Origin of the sequence: Stenotrophomonas sp. (genome assembly GCF_035634915.1) — a bacterium.
Classification (GTDB): domain Bacteria; phylum Pseudomonadota; class Gammaproteobacteria; order Xanthomonadales; family Xanthomonadaceae; genus Stenotrophomonas.
Genome location: NZ_DASQCB010000018.1, coordinates 149,477 through 163,561 on the forward strand (window position 1 = coordinate 149,477; position 14,085 = coordinate 163,561).

15 protein-coding genes are annotated in these 14,085 nt (G+C 67.7%); 12 read left to right on the forward strand and 3 right to left on the reverse strand.

Annotated elements, in window-relative coordinates:
• The first annotated feature begins 46 nt into the window (after positions 1 to 46).
• The 3 genes from uvrA to VER16_RS13690 all read left to right on the forward strand — a co-directional run bounded on the left by uvrA (position 47) and on the right by VER16_RS13690 (position 4,354).
• The gene (gene uvrA, locus VER16_RS13680) at positions 47 to 3,040 is read left to right on the forward strand and encodes an excinuclease ABC subunit UvrA (RefSeq protein WP_324809016.1); all 2,994 of its coding nucleotides are present in this window, start codon (positions 47 to 49) and stop codon (positions 3,038 to 3,040) included.
• A complete protein-coding gene (locus tag VER16_RS13685) occupies positions 3,040 to 3,447 on the forward strand; it encodes an acyl-CoA thioesterase (protein WP_200734376.1) in 408 nt (135 codons plus the stop codon). Before uvrA ends, VER16_RS13685 begins: the two co-directional genes overlap by 1 nt.
• 157 nt (positions 3,448 to 3,604) lie before the next feature.
• The gene (locus VER16_RS13690; protein ID WP_324809020.1) at positions 3,605 to 4,354 is read left to right on the forward strand and encodes an enolase; all 750 of its coding nucleotides are present in this window, start codon (positions 3,605 to 3,607) and stop codon (positions 4,352 to 4,354) included.
• A gap of 110 nt (positions 4,355 to 4,464) precedes the next feature.
• On the opposite strand, the gene VER16_RS13695 is transcribed toward VER16_RS13690, so the two are convergent.
• Positions 4,465 to 4,911: a copper chaperone PCu(A)C gene (locus VER16_RS13695; protein ID WP_324809022.1), complete on the reverse strand. Its 447-nt coding sequence runs from the start codon at positions 4,909 to 4,911 to the stop codon at positions 4,465 to 4,467.
• Between the two features lie 34 nt (positions 4,912 to 4,945).
• Between VER16_RS13695 and VER16_RS13700 the strand changes: the two genes are divergently transcribed.
• The 4 genes from VER16_RS13700 (at position 4,946) to VER16_RS13715 (ending at position 8,619) form a co-directional block, all read left to right on the forward strand.
• Positions 4,946 to 5,722, forward strand: a complete 777-nt coding sequence (locus VER16_RS13700; protein WP_324809024.1) for an enoyl-CoA hydratase/isomerase family protein — start codon at positions 4,946 to 4,948, stop codon at positions 5,720 to 5,722.
• Positions 5,723 to 5,822: 100 nt separating this feature from the next.
• Positions 5,823 to 6,743 (forward strand): acyl-CoA thioesterase II, encoded by a 921-nt coding sequence (gene tesB, locus VER16_RS13705; RefSeq protein ID WP_200752761.1) that lies wholly within the window; start codon positions 5,823 to 5,825, stop codon positions 6,741 to 6,743.
• A gap of 3 nt (positions 6,744 to 6,746) precedes the next feature.
• Entirely contained in the window at positions 6,747 to 7,262 is a 516-nt protein-coding gene (locus VER16_RS13710) for a pathogenicity-like protein (RefSeq protein ID WP_324809025.1), read from the forward strand.
• A gap of 136 nt (positions 7,263 to 7,398) precedes the next feature.
• Positions 7,399 to 8,619 carry a sigma-70 family RNA polymerase sigma factor gene (locus VER16_RS13715; protein WP_324809026.1) on the forward strand — a complete coding sequence of 407 codons (1,221 nt, stop codon included), beginning with the start codon at positions 7,399 to 7,401 and terminating at the stop codon, positions 8,617 to 8,619.
• Positions 8,620 to 8,677: 58 nt separating this feature from the next.
• On the opposite strand, the gene VER16_RS13720 is transcribed toward VER16_RS13715, so the two are convergent.
• Positions 8,678 to 9,250 carry an EF-hand domain-containing protein gene (locus VER16_RS13720; RefSeq protein ID WP_324809028.1) on the reverse strand — a complete coding sequence of 191 codons (573 nt, stop codon included), beginning with the start codon at positions 9,248 to 9,250 and terminating at the stop codon, positions 8,678 to 8,680.
• Between the two features lie 154 nt (positions 9,251 to 9,404).
• Between VER16_RS13720 and VER16_RS13725 the strand changes: the two genes are divergently transcribed.
• Complete coding sequence (locus VER16_RS13725) at positions 9,405 to 10,160, forward strand: arginyltransferase (protein ID WP_324809030.1); 756 nt, start codon at positions 9,405 to 9,407, stop codon at positions 10,158 to 10,160.
• A 38-nt stretch (positions 10,161 to 10,198) separates the two neighbouring features.
• Complete coding sequence (locus VER16_RS13730; RefSeq protein WP_324809032.1) at positions 10,199 to 11,413, forward strand: endonuclease/exonuclease/phosphatase family protein; 1,215 nt, start codon at positions 10,199 to 10,201, stop codon at positions 11,411 to 11,413.
• A 71-nt stretch (positions 11,414 to 11,484) separates the two neighbouring features.
• Here the strand turns inward: VER16_RS13730 and purT are convergent, their stop codons facing one another.
• Complete coding sequence (purT, locus tag VER16_RS13735) at positions 11,485 to 12,672, reverse strand: formate-dependent phosphoribosylglycinamide formyltransferase (RefSeq protein WP_324809033.1); 1,188 nt, start codon at positions 12,670 to 12,672, stop codon at positions 11,485 to 11,487.
• A 131-nt stretch (positions 12,673 to 12,803) separates the two neighbouring features.
• Between purT and VER16_RS13740 the strand changes: the two genes are divergently transcribed.
• From VER16_RS13740 to VER16_RS13750, 3 genes are read left to right on the forward strand one after another with little or no spacing between them, the layout of a single operon-like run.
• Complete coding sequence (locus VER16_RS13740; protein ID WP_324809035.1) at positions 12,804 to 13,685, forward strand: SPFH domain-containing protein; 882 nt, start codon at positions 12,804 to 12,806, stop codon at positions 13,683 to 13,685.
• 42 nt (positions 13,686 to 13,727) lie between these two features.
• On the forward strand, positions 13,728 to 13,907 hold the full coding sequence (locus VER16_RS13745) for an Arc family DNA binding domain-containing protein (protein WP_324809037.1): 180 nt from the start codon (positions 13,728 to 13,730) through the stop codon (positions 13,905 to 13,907).
• A complete protein-coding gene (locus tag VER16_RS13750; protein ID WP_324809039.1) occupies positions 13,904 to 14,083 on the forward strand; it encodes a DUF4177 domain-containing protein in 180 nt (59 codons plus the stop codon). The genes VER16_RS13745 and VER16_RS13750 overlap by 4 nt, the downstream gene beginning before the upstream one ends.
• Positions 14,084 to 14,085 lie beyond the last annotated feature (2 nt).

Consider the following 14,085-nt stretch of genomic DNA (forward strand, 5'->3'; position numbering starts at 1 on the left):
CTGCTGGCCCGGCACCCAGCCAACGCCCCCCATAACCGGATCCCCCATGGCGATGGATTTCATCCGCATCCGCGGCGCGCGGACGCACAACCTCAAGAACATCGACCTCGACCTGCCCCGCGACAAGCTGATCGTGATCACCGGCCTGTCCGGCTCGGGCAAGTCCTCGCTGGCGTTCGACACCATCTATGCAGAAGGCCAGCGCCGCTACGTCGAGTCGCTGTCGGCCTATGCACGGCAGTTCCTGAGCGTGATGGAAAAGCCGGACCTGGACCACATCGAGGGCCTGTCCCCGGCCATCTCGATCGAGCAGAAGTCGACCTCGCACAACCCGCGCTCGACCGTCGGCACCATCACCGAGATCTACGACTACCTGCGCCTGCTCTACGCCCGCGTCGGCACCCCGCGCTGCCCGGATCACGGCTACCCGCTGGAAGCGCAGACGGTCAGCCAGATGGTCGACCAGGTGCTGACCCTGGACCCGGAACAGCGCTACATGCTGCTGGCCCCGGTCATCCGCGACCGCAAGGGTGAGCACGCGCAGGTCTTCGACCAGCTGCGCGCGCAGGGCTTCGTGCGCGTGCGCGTGGACGGCGAGCTGTATGAGATCGACGCGGTGCCGCCGCTGGCGCTGCGCCAGAAGCACACCATCGAAGCAGTGATCGACCGTTTCCGCCCGCGCGAGGACATCAAGCAGCGCCTGGCCGAGAGCTTCGAAACCGCGCTGAAACTGGGCGACGGCATGGCCTCGGTGCAGAGCCTGGACGCGGCCGACGCCACCCCGACCCTGTTCTCTTCCAAGTACTCCTGCCCGGTCTGCGATTACTCGCTGCCCGAGCTGGAACCGCGCCTGTTCTCCTTCAATGCGCCGATGGGCGCCTGCCCCGGCTGCGACGGCCTGGGCATGGCCGAATTCTTCGACCCGGCGCGCGTGGTGGTGCACCCGGAGCTGTCGCTGGCCGCTGGTGCCGTGCGCGGCTGGGACCGCCGCAACGCTTATTACTTCCAGCTGATCGCCTCGCTGGCCAAGCACTACCGGTTCGACGTCGATGCCGCATGGAACTCGCTGCCGGCCAAGGTGCAACAGGCCGTGCTGTACGGCAGCGGCGATGAGGCCATCACCTTCACCTACTTCACCGAAGCCGGTGGCCGCACCCAGCGCAAGCACCGCTTCGAGGGCATCATTCCCAACCTGGAACGCCGCTACAAGGAAACCGAATCGGCGGCGGTGCAGGAAGAACTGGGCAAGTACATCAGCGAACACGCCTGCCCCGAGTGCAAGGGCGCACGCCTGAACAAGGCGGCGCGCAACGTGTTCGTGGCCGACCGGCCGCTGCCGGAGCTGGTGGTGCTGCCGATCGACGAAGCGCTGAAATTCTTCAGCGAGCTGAGCCTGCCGGGCTGGCGCGGTGAGATCGCCGCCAAGATCGTCAAGGAGATCGGCGAACGCCTGGGCTTCCTGGTCGACGTCGGCCTGGATTACCTGACCCTGGAGCGCAAGGCCGACACCCTGTCCGGCGGCGAAGCGCAGCGCATCCGCCTGGCCAGCCAGATCGGCGCCGGCCTGGTCGGTGTGATGTACGTGCTCGATGAGCCGTCCATCGGCCTGCACCAGCGCGACAACGAACGCCTGCTGGGCACCCTCACCCGCCTGCGCGACCTCGGCAACACGGTCATCGTGGTCGAGCATGACGAGGATGCGATCCGCCTGGCCGACTACGTGCTGGACATCGGGCCGGGTGCGGGCGTGCATGGCGGCGAGATCGTCGGCCAGGGCACCCTGCAGGATCTGCTGGAGGCGCCGCGTTCGCTGACCGGCCAGTACCTGTCGGGCAAGCGCTCCATCAATATTCCGGAACGCCGGCACACGCCGAACCCGAAGTCGACCCTGCACCTGCGCGGGGCCAGCGGCAACAACCTGAAGGGCGTGGACCTGTCGATCCCGGCCGGCCTGCTGACCTGCGTCACCGGCGTGTCCGGTTCGGGCAAGTCGACGCTGATCAACGACACCCTGTTCTCGCTGGCCGCCAACGAGATCAACGGTTCCTCGCACCCGATCGCCCCCTACAAGGAGATCGATGGCCTGGACCTGTTCGACAAGGTGGTGGACATCGACCAGTCGCCGATCGGCCGCACCCCGCGTTCGAACCCGGCCACCTATACCGGCCTGTTCACCCCGCTGCGCGAGCTGTTCGCGCAGGTGCCCGAAGCGCGCGCGCGCGGCTATTCGCCGGGCCGCTTCAGCTTCAACGTGCGCGGCGGCCGCTGCGAGGCCTGCCAGGGCGATGGCCTGATCAAGGTCGAGATGCACTTCCTGCCGGACGTGTACGTGCCCTGCGACGTCTGCCACGGCAAGCGCTACAACCGCGAAACGCTGGAGATCCTCTACAAGGGCTACAACATCAACGACGTGCTGGAAATGACCGTCGAAGATGCGTTGAAGCTGTTCGAGCCGGTGCCGTCCATCGCCCGCAAGCTGGAAACCCTGGTGGACGTGGGCCTGAGCTACATCAAGCTGGGCCAGAGCGCGACCACGCTGTCCGGTGGTGAAGCGCAGCGCGTGAAGCTGTCCAAGGAACTGTCGCGCCGCGATACCGGCCGCACCCTGTACATCCTCGACGAGCCGACCACCGGCCTGCACTTCCACGACATCGAGGCGCTGCTGGGCGTGCTGCACAAGCTGCGCGACGAAGGCAACACGGTGGTGGTGATCGAGCACAACCTGGATGTCATCAAGACCGCCGACTGGATTGTCGACCTGGGCCCGGAAGGCGGCCACCGTGGTGGCACCATCCTGGTGACCGGCACGCCGGAAGACGTGGCGGCCTGCCCGCAGTCGTACACCGGCCAGTTCCTGGCGCGCATGCTGCCCTCGACCAGCGCACGCCCCGAGCAGCCGGCCGCCGTGGCCAACAAGCCCGACGCCCGCCCGCCGCGCAAGGTGAAGCCTGAAAAGCCCGCCAAGGTGGCGAAGAAGGGCGTGGCCGCCAAGAGCACCGGCAAAGCCAGCAAGAGCACGACCAAGAAGAAGGACGCCTGATGAGCAGCGAACACAAGATCCTGGCCCGCATCCCGATCAGCGTGCGCTGGCGCGACATGGACAGCATGGGCCACGTCAACAACGCCAAGTACATTTCCTACCTGGAAGAAGCGCGCGTGCGTTGGATGCTGGGCGTGGAAGGCGTTTCCATGACCGACCGCATCGCACCGGTGGTGGCCGCCACCAACGTCAACTACCGGCTGCCGATCGTGTGGCCCAACGACATCCTCGTCGAGCTGTTCGTCGAGCGCCTGGGCAACAGCAGCGTGACCATCGGCCATCGCATCGTCGACCAGCAGGACGATGCCAAGCTGTATTCGGATGGCAACGTGGTGGTGGTGTGGATGGATACGCAGACGGGCAAGAGCGCACCGCTGCCGGACGCGATCCGCAACGCCTCGACCTGATCCGCTTCTGGTAGATGCCGACCTTGGTCGGCGTTTCGCCCGCCGGGCACGGCCCGGCGCTACCGGATGCTGCTCTTCGTAGCGTCGAGCTTGCTCGACTGCCGTCTGCCGGATCAGTCGAGCAAGCTCGACGCTACCCCCCGTCCAAAGGACTGAGATGATCCACCACACGGAACTGCGCGACCTGCTGCCCGGCATGGTCGCCTTCCCCACTGGCGTCTTTCCCGACGACCAGGCCTGGCTGGGCCAGCACCTGCTGCCGCTGCTGAAGATCGACCTGGGCGTACTGCGGCCGGAACTGGCTGGCCAGGTGGCCACGATGCTGTGCCCGATCGAGCCCTATGAAGGCTGCATCGGTGACGAGACCACGGCCCACCACAACGCGTTTACCGCCAGCAACTGGATCGCCTTCGAGCTGACTGCCGACAACCAGATGCGCTTCCTCGGCAACGAAGCGTACTTCCTGGGCGATGCGGCCGATGATGGAGACGCACGTGCACACGTGGCCGAGATGCGCGACAGCCATGACCAGGCCAAGGCGCACTTCCAGCAGCACGGTTGTCTGGCCAGCTTCTCGCGCTACGGCGATGGGGAACCGGAGGAACAGGCATGGCTGGACCAGCTGGGCGGCCCGATCTGGTTCGGCAACTGGACCGGGTACACACGCATTCCGTCTGCCTTCGTGATCGAGGACCTCGCCGGTACCACCCAGCGCGGCAACCTGCATTTCCGCAACAGCAGCGACCACCTGCCCGACGATGGCATCCGCATCACCCGCGACGACCAGCCGTTCTTCCATGTGGCCAGTGTGGCCGCCTACCACTGGTGCGCCGCCGGTCCTGACGCCATCGTGATGTTCTACGAACCAAACAGCCGCACGGTCCTGTTTACGTTCGACTGGTCGTAGAACCCTGCCGGGTATTTCGCCTGCGCTGCGTAGAGTCGAGCCTGCTCGACTGCTGTTGGCCGGAGCAGTCGAGCAAGCTCGACTCTACTGCGGCCGGCCCCACTATCCCGTTACGGGGCAGCCTTGCGCACCGTCAACGTCACGCTGGCTTCGCCACCGCCGTCCAGCTGCAGCTGCAGCGGCACGACCTGCCCTTCCGTCAGCGCGCCCTTTCCCTCCATCAGCATCAGGTGCAGGCCGCCAGGCTTGAGCACGGCGCGTGCACCCGGTGCCAGCGGCAGGCGCTCGACCGCACGCATGCGGCTGACCCCATCGACAATCGTGGTTTCGTGCAGCGACACGTCGCCGAAGCTGGCACTGCGCGCGCCGGTGATGGCTACCGCTTTGGCGCAGCCGTTATGGATCACCCCGTAGCCGGCGGTCATCGGCATGGCCGGGTTTGGCGGCAGGCGCGCCCAGCCCTGCTGCACGGTGACGCAGGCCGGCACCGCGGCCGCCGCCGAGGCCGTGCCCGCACAGAGCCACAACAATACGCCAACGAATGGTTTGGTTATCATCGCCTCAGATTCCTGTCCGCAACGAGACCGCAGCATGACGACGCTGATCGAGGTGATCAACCATGGCCCCATCCGTGAACTGCGCCTGGCGCGGCCACCGGTCAACGCACTGGACACCGAGCTGTGCCGGCAGCTGATCCACGCCATCGAGCTGGCGATGGCCGAGGACGCGCACGGCATCGTGCTGTCGGGCAGCGAGCGGGTCTTCACCGGCGGCATGGACGTGCCGCACCTGCTCTCCCACGGCGATGACAGGCACAAGCTGCTGGACAGCTGGAACGCCTTCTTCGGCGCGGTGCGCAGCGTGGCCGAGAGCCGTATTCCGGTGGTGGCGGCCATCACCGGCCATGCGCCGGCCGGCGGCTGCGTGCTGGCGCTGTGCTGCGACTACCGGGTGATGGCGCGCAGTGCCGACCCGGCCCGCCCGTATGCGATCGGCCTGAACGAGGTACAGGTGGGCCTGGTGGCGCCGGAAGGCATCCAGCGCCTGCTGCGCCGCGCGGTGGGCGTGCACCGTTCGGGCATCCTGCTCAGCACCGGCGCGCTGGTACCGGCCGAACAGGCGCTGCAGATCGGACTGGTGGATGAGCTGGCCGAGGGCGACCTGGTGGTGGCGCGCGCCATTGCCTGGCTGCAGAACCTGCTGAAGCAGCCGCGCCAGCCGATGCTGCTGACCCGCGCGGTGGCCCGCGCCGACCTGCACGAAGCCCTGCACCCGGACCTGATCCAGCTGGACCGTTTCGTTGAAGCCTGGTTCGCGCCGGATGCGCAGAACGCACTGCAGGCGCTGGCCGCCCGGCTGGGCAAGTAGCGTCGAGCCTGCTCGACTGCGTACCCCCGGGGTCAGAGCCCTTTCGCACAGCGGAAGGGATCTGACCCCGGACCGGTATAATCGGGCCTTCTTCACTGCTGTGGCCGCCCCCTTGAACGACACGCCCGAACCCGTCGTCTCCGAGCTGATCGACCTGCTCACCCTGGAGCGGCTGGAGGACAACCTGTTCCGCGGGCAGAGCCGCGACATCGGCACCAAGTACGTGTTCGGTGGACAGGTGCTGGGCCAGGCACTGGCCGCGGCCCAGGCCACGGTCGACAACGGCCGCCACGTGCACTCGCTGCACGCCTATTTCCTGCGCGCCGGCAACATCGACCACCCCATCGTCTACGACGTGGACCGGACCCGTGATGGCGGCAGCTTCTCCGTGCGCCGGGTCACCGCGATCCAGCACGGCAAGGTGATCTTCTTCTGCGCGGCCTCGTTCCAGCAGGCCGAGACCGGTGCCCAGCACCAGCACAAGATGCCCGAAGTGCCGCAGCCGGAGGATATCGAGCCGAACCGCCCGCTGCCGGCCGAAGTGCTGGAACGGCTGCCGATCAAGGTGCAGCGCTGGCTCTCGCGCGGCGGCCCGTTCGAGTTCCGCCACGTGTACCCGCGTGACGAACTGAACCCGCCCAAGCGCCCGCCCTACCACCAGGTGTGGCTGCGCCTGAGCGAACCGGTGGGCGATGCGCCCGAGCTGCACCAGGCACTGCTGGCTTACGCGTCTGATTTCCACCTGCTGGGCACGGCCACGTTCCCGCACGGCATCAGCTACTACCATCCGCACGTGCAGATGGCCTCGCTGGACCACGCGATCTGGTTCCACCGCCCGTTCCGCGCCGACGACTGGCTGCTGTACTCGCTGGACAGCCCCAGCGCGCAGGATTCGCGCGGCCTGGCCCGCGGCCAGTTCTTCACCCGTGATGGCGTGCTGGTGGCCAGTACCGCCCAGGAAGGCCTGATCCGCGTGGTGCCGGACCAGGATGCCGCCGCCGCCGTGCCGGCCAAGGAGTAAGCAATGCGCCAGATTTTCAGCAGCCAGCGCGTGGAAACCGTCGAGGGCGTGGCCGAGCTGCTGCGCAGCCATGGCATCGAGGTGAAGGTGACCAATGGTCGTTCGTACAAGACCCGGCGGCGCGGTCAGTTCAGCTATACCGACCTGGGCAACAGCCAGGGCTACCCGGCAGTGTGGATCGTGCGCGCCGACGACCAGCCGCGTGCACGCGAGATCCTGCGTGACGCACGCCTGCTCGACACCACCCGCCGCGACCACCCGACCGCCGAATTCGCCTTCCGCGATACCGCCGAGACCTCGAACAGCGGCCGCGGCTGGGCCTGGCGCATCCGCATCGCCCTGCTGGTGGTGATTGCCGGCGTGGCGCTGGTGATCGGCCTGCGCCACCGCGGTGCCCCGGCGCCCGCAGCACCGCCTCCGGCCCCGGCCCCGCAGGCCCAGCCGCAGCAGACGCAGCCGGCCCCGCAGACCGCACCGGAAGAGGAAGAAGTCCGCGTCCGCATCCAGCCGTCCACGTAACGGTCGGCACAAAAAAGGGGACGGAGGGGATCAAGTCGTTTGTGGCTCAAACGACTTGATCCCCTCCGTCCCCTTTTTTGGTCACATCGGGCGCGTGGCTCCGTCTTGGGACACAATCCCAGCAGGAGCTGCCGCCATGACGACTTTCGCTGCAACGATTGACGAGACGCTTGAACGCGAGCTGCCGGCGGCCAGCAGTGGCTGCCAGCACGCCTATGGGCGCATCGTGCTGGCCTGCCAGAACACGGTCACCGCCATCGCCCTGGCGATCACCCGCGACCGCCAGGCCAGCGAGGACATCGCCCAGGAGGCCTTCGTCAAAGGCTGGCAGCAGCTGCACCAGCTGCGCAGCTCGACCAGCTTCCTGCCGTGGCTGCGGCAGATCACCCGCAACCTGGCCCGCGACTGGCTGCGCGCGCAGCGCGGACGCCCGCTGACCGGCGACGCCGCCGAGGTCGCGCTGGGCATGGCCGCCGACCCGACGCCGGGCGCGGCCGACCGCCTGCAGCGGCTGGAAGAAGAGGTGGCCGCCGAAGACATCATCTCGGCCCTGCCCAGCGACAGCCGCGAAGTGCTGCTGCTCTACTACCGCGAGGGCCAGCGCTCGCAGCAGGTGGCTGACCTGCTCGGGCTGTCCGATGCCGCCGTGCGCAAGCGCCTGTCACGTGCCCGCGCGCAGGTGCGCGACGGCCTGCTGCAGCGTTTCGGCGAATTCGCACGCAGCAGTGCACCCAGCGCCGCGTTCGCCACCACGGTGGTGTCGATGGTGCTGATCGCAGCACCGGGCACGGCCAGTGCGGCCATCCTGCTGGGTACCGGGGTCGGCGTGGGCGGCAGCAAACTGGGCCTGGGCGGGGTCAGTGCCGCCGGCGGTACTGCGCTGGGCTCGCTGGCGGCGGCGGTCGGTGAAAGCCCGCTGGTCAGCAACGGCTTCAACGCAGGCATGGTGGTCGGCGGGGTGATCGGCGGCTTCGTCGGCTGCTACCTCGGCGGGCGCTACCTGCTGTGCTTCACCGAAACGCCCACCGAGCAGGCGCAGATCATGCGCTTCGTCCGCTACAGCACTTTCACCGCGATGGGCACCTGCCTGCTGGTGCTGATCGGCGAAATGCTGAAGGCGCCGACGTGGGTGATGACCTCGTCGCTGCTGCTGGGCATGGGCGTGGTCAGCTACCAGTGCTTGGGGCCGCTGCAGCGGATCATGGCGCCGATGATCGCCCGCGACAACGCACGACGCGGACGCACGGGCCGCAACTGGGTGTACGAATCCATGTACGGGCGATCGGCGATCATCACTTGCTGCGTGTTGATGCTGCTGGTCGTCGCCGCCCTGCACTGGCTGGAGTCGCTGGCCTGACCCGCAAAGAACATCGCCGGCATGATGCCGGCGATGCTGGAACCCGAAGTACGCGCGATCAGTTGCGCGGCGGCTTCGGTGCATTGCCATCACGCGGGCCGCCATGGCGCGGGCCACCGTGCATCGGGCCCTTGGCGGCATCGAACTCGGCCTTGCTCAGCTGGCCATCCTTGTTGGTGTCGGCGGCGGCGAACCAGGCATCACGGTGCTGCTTCATGCGCAGCTCGCGGTCGGCCTTGTCCAGGTAGCCATCCTTGTTGACGTCCAGCTGGTCGAAGCGGGCCGCCAGGCGCGGGTCGGCCTTGGCTTCCTCGCGGCTGATGCGGCCATCCTTGTTGACGTCCAGCTTGGCCATCCAGGCACCGGGGCCACCACGACGGTCATGCTTCCAGCGCGGCAGCTCGTCACGCGACAGCTTGCCGTCCTTGTTCTTGTCCAGTTCGTCGAACTTGGCTGCCAGGCGCGGGTTGGCCGCCGCTTCGCTGCGGTCGATGACGCCATCGCCATTGGTGTCCAGCTTGGCATGACGCTGCGCCGGGGCGTTCGGGGTGGCCGGGGTATCGGCGGCCAGCGCAATGCCGGTGGCGGAGGTGCCCAGCAGCAGGGCCAGCAGCAGAGGGGTACGGATCATGGAGTCACTCCTGGTGTGGGATTGCGTCGGGGTGAACACTTCACCCTCGGGAGACAACAACGCCCGGGCGCGACATCGGTTGACGCCGCTGCCGGTTCCGTTCATCCGGCGGACAGTCGCGGCCATTGCGACACGCTGGGGCTATGCTGTGCCCATGGCGATCCACGGCGACAGAGACGACGAACTGCGACTGTTCCAGACCGGCGAGCACCCCTGCGGGTATTGGCCGGACCGCGTTGCGCGCGATCTGGTGCTGGACCCGCAGGATCGCCGTCTGGGCGGGCTGTACCCGCTGGCGCTGAGTTGGGGGTTCCGCCGCAGCGGGGATCTGGTCTACCGCCCGCACTGCGCGCAGTGCCACGCCTGCGTGGCCGTGCGCATCCCGGTGGCGCGCTTCGCCGCCGACCGCAGCCAGCGCCGCTGCGCCGCGCGCAATGCCGATCTGGAAGTACGCATCACCGCCGCCATGCCGCGCCAGGACCTGTTCGACCTGTACCACCGCTACCTGACCCACCGCCATGCCAACGGCGGCATGGATGACCACGGCCCGCACGAGTTCGAGCAGTTCCTGATCGGCAGCTGGTCGCACACCCGCTTCCTGGAGATGCGCCTGCCCGGCCATGACGGCCAGCCCAGCCAGCTGCTGGGGGTGGCGGTGACCGACGTGACCGAACACGGCCTGTCAGCGGTCTACACCTTCTTCGACCCGGACCATGCCGCGCGCGGGCTGGGCACCTTCGCCATCCTGCAGCAGATCGAGTGGGCCCGCCGCGAGGGCCTGCCGCACCTGTACCTGGGTTACTGGATCCGAGACCATCTGAAGATGGACTACAAGCGCCGCTACCGTCCGCTGGAGGCCTACGACGGCCGCCGCTGGCATGATTTCGACAGCGAACTGGACGGACGCTGACAAACCGCTGACACCGGGCCAGGTGCACAATACGGCCCATGAACATCACCCGCCGCCATCCCCTGATCCTCGCCCTGGCCCTGCTCTGCGGCGCCAGCGCCCCCGCCTTCGCCAAGTCCCCTGCGATGACCGAAAAGCCGTCCTCGACGCTGCGCCTGGCCACCTACAACACCTCGCTGTACTCGGATGATGCCGGTGGCCTGATCAAGGAACTGGAAGGCGACAGCGAGCACGCGCGCAAGATCGCCGCGGTGCTGCAGCAGGTGCGCCCGGACCTGGTGCTGCTGAACGAATTCGACTTCGACGACGCCCATCGCGCGGCCGACCTGTTCCAGAAGCGCTACCTGGAAGTGGCCCAGCCCGGCGGCGGCAAGCCGCTGCACTTCGCCTACCGCTACCTGGCCCCGGTCAACACCGGCGTGCCCAGCGGCCTGGACCTGGACGGCAACGGCACGGTTGGCGGCGAAGGCCGCAGCCGCGGCAACGACGCCTGGGGCTACGGCCTGCACCCGGGCCAGTACGGCATGCTGGTGCTGTCGCGCTACCCGATCGACGAAGCCAAGGTGCGCAGCTTCCAGCTGCTGAAGTGGAGCACGATGCCCGGCGCGATCCGTCCGGTCGACCCGCGCACCGGCAAGAGCTTCTACAACGACCAGGTGTGGTCGCAGCTGCGCCTGTCCTCCAAGTCGCATTGGGACGTGCCGGTGAAGACCCCGGCCGGCGTGGTCCACGCGCTGGTCTCGCACCCGACGCCGCCGGTGTTCGACGGCCCGGAAAAGCGCAATGCCGCGCGCAACCACGACGAACTGCGCCTGTGGCAGGAATACCTGTCGGCCGGCGACACGCCGTGGCTGTGCGATGACAAGGGCCACTGCGGCGGCCTGGCCCAGGACGCGCGCTTCGTGATCTTCGGCGATCTGAACAACGACCCGGTGGACGGCGACGGCCGCCACGACGCCATCGTCAACCTGATCGAGCACCCGCGCGTGCTGCGCTACCCCACCCCGCGCAGCGTCGGTGGCGAGCAGACCAGCCTGGCCTATGCGGCCAAGGGCATCGTGCGCAAGGGCGCACCGTTCCACGCCACCGGCGATTTCGGCCCGAAGTCCGGCACCATGCGCCTGGATTACGTGCTGCCCTCGACCGGCTTCGAGTACGTCGGCGGCGGCGTCTTCTGGCCGGCCAATGAAAGCCCGGAAGCGAAGATTGCCGACGGCAGCGACCACCACCTGGTGTGGGTGGACGTGAAATAAAAAAAGGGGACGGAGGGGATTAAGTCGTTTGTGGCACAAACGACTTAATCCCCTCCGTCCCCTTTTTTGCGTTACGGGCGCAATTCGACGCCGATGGCTTCGGCGGCATCGCGCGCGATCGAACGCGCTTCGTCGATGGTCTCCGCACGCGCCAGGGTCACGCCCACGCGGCGGTGGCCGTGCACGCTCGGCTTGCCGAACAGGCGCACGGCGGTGTCCGGCACATGCAGCGCGGCGGCCACGTTGTTGAAGTACGGCACGCCTTCGCCATGCGCCAGCAGCGCGCACGAGGCCGACGGGCCGCTCTGGCGGATCACCGGAACCGGCAGGCCCAGGATGGCACGCGCGTGCAGGGCGAATTCGCTCAGTTCCTGCGAGACCAGGGTCACCAGACCGGTGTCGTGCGGGCGCGGCGAGACTTCACTGAACCACACTTCGTCACCCTTCACGAACAGCTCGACGCCGAACAGGCCCCAGCCACCGAGGTCATCGGTGATCGCGCGCGAGATCTCTTCAGCACGCGCCAGCGCGGCGCTGGACATCGGCTGCGGCTGCCAGCTTTCGCGGTAGTCGCCGTCCTTCTGCAGGTGGCCGATCGGCGCGCAGAACGAGGTGCCAGCGGCGTGGCGCACGGTCAGCAGGGTGATCTCGTAATCGAAATCGATGAAGCCCTCGACGATGCAGCGGCCGGCACCAGCACGGCCGCCGGTCTGCGCGTATTCCCACGCCGGGGCGATGTCCGCGTCGCTACGCAGGGTGCTCTGGCCCTTGCCCGAGGACGACATCACCGGCTTGACCACGCACGGCAGGCCGATGGCGGCGACGGCGGCGCGGTACTCGGCTTCGGTATCGACGAAGCGGTACGGCGAGGTCGGCAGGCCCAGGGTCTCGGCGGCCAGGCGGCGGATGCCTTCGCGGTCCATGGTCAGGCGCGCGGCACGGGCGGTCGGAATCACCCGCAGGCCCTGCTCCTGCTCCAGCTGCACCAGCGTTTCAGTGTGGATGGCTTCGATTTCCGGCACCACCAGGTGCGGCTGTTCCTGGGCGATCAGCGCGCGCAGCGCCATCGCGTCGAGCATGTCGATCACGTGCGAGCGGTGCGCGACCTGCATGGCCGGGGCATCGGCGTAGCGGTCGGCGGCAATCACCTCCACGCCCAGGCGCTGCAGTTCGATGGCCACTTCCTTGCCGAGTTCGCCCGAGCCCAGCAGCAGTACGCGGGTGGCGGAGGGGGACAACGGGGTTCCAAGCTTGGCCATGGCGGGGGTCCGGCAGCGATGTGAAGGCGGGTGGGCATTCTAGCCGGTCTGCCCCGGCCAGCCGACGAACGGCACTTGCGAACTGATATCAATTTGATATCTTTTTTCCGAACCCTCCAGGACGTACTGCCATGAAAGAGAAGTCGCTTTCCTCCCTCAACGGCTTGGGCACGCTTGCTGGCGCACTGCTGGTCGCGCTGGCTGGCGGCGCGCTGTTCGTGCTCGGCGTCGCGGCCAAGGCGACTGCCGGCTCGCCGAACCTGCTGATGCTGTTCGGCGGGATCGTGATCGCGGCGCTGGCCATCTTCGCGCTGGCCGGCCTGTACACCGTGCAGCCCAACCAGGCGGCAGTGCTGAGCCTGTTCGGCAAGTACGTGGGCACCGTCAAGGACAACGGCCTGCGCTGGAACAACCCCTTCTACAGCAAGCGCCGGGTCAGCCAGCGCGTGCGCAACTTCGAAAGCGGCAAGCTGAAGGTCAACGAGCTGGACGGCAGCCCGATCGAGATCGCCGCGGTGATCGTCTGGCAGGTCGTCGATGCCTCCGAAGCGGTCTACAACGTGGACGACTACGAGAGCTTCGTGCACATCCAGTCCGAATCGGCGCTGCGCGCGATGGCCACCAGCTACCCGTACGACCAGCATGAAGAGGGCCAGCTGGCCCTGCGCAGCCACGCCAGCGAGATTTCCCAGCACCTGAAGAACGAGCTGGCCGAGCGCCTGGCCGATGCCGGCGTGCAGGTGATCGACGCTCGCATCAGCCACCTGGCCTACGCCGCCGAGATCGCCCAGGCGATGCTGCAGCGGCAGCAGGCCAACGCGGTGATCGCCGCGCGTACCCGCATCGTCGCCGGTGCGGTGGGCATGGTCGAAATGGCCCTGGCCGAACTGCAGAAGAACGGCGTGGTGCAGCTGGATGAAGAGCGCAAGGCGCACATGGTCAGCAACCTGCTCACCGTGCTGTGCTCGGACCGCGGCACCCAGCCGATCGTCAACGCTGGTTCGCTGTACTGAACCCTCGCAACGGGGCGCTCCACCGCCCCGCCAGGAGCTTGCATGAGTGAGAAGAAAGCCTACCCGCTGCGCATCAATGCCGAGGTCCTGGCCGCCGCGCAGCGCTGGGCTGACGACGAGTTGCGCAGCCTCAACGCGCAGATCGAATACGTGCTGCGCGACGCCCTGCGCAAGGCAGGCCGCCTGCCGAAAAACAAGCCACCGTCGGAGGACAAGGAATGAGCAAGCGCTGGAGCTACCTGACTGTTGAAGTGAAGACCTCGCTGATGGGCGTCCTCAAGCCCGAAGATGTGCAGGCGGAACTGAGCCGCCAGGGCCAGCTCGGCTGGGAACTGGTCAACATCGTCATCCCGGCGCCGATGCGCCCGGCCATGCTGGTCTTCAAGAAGGAGCAGTGACC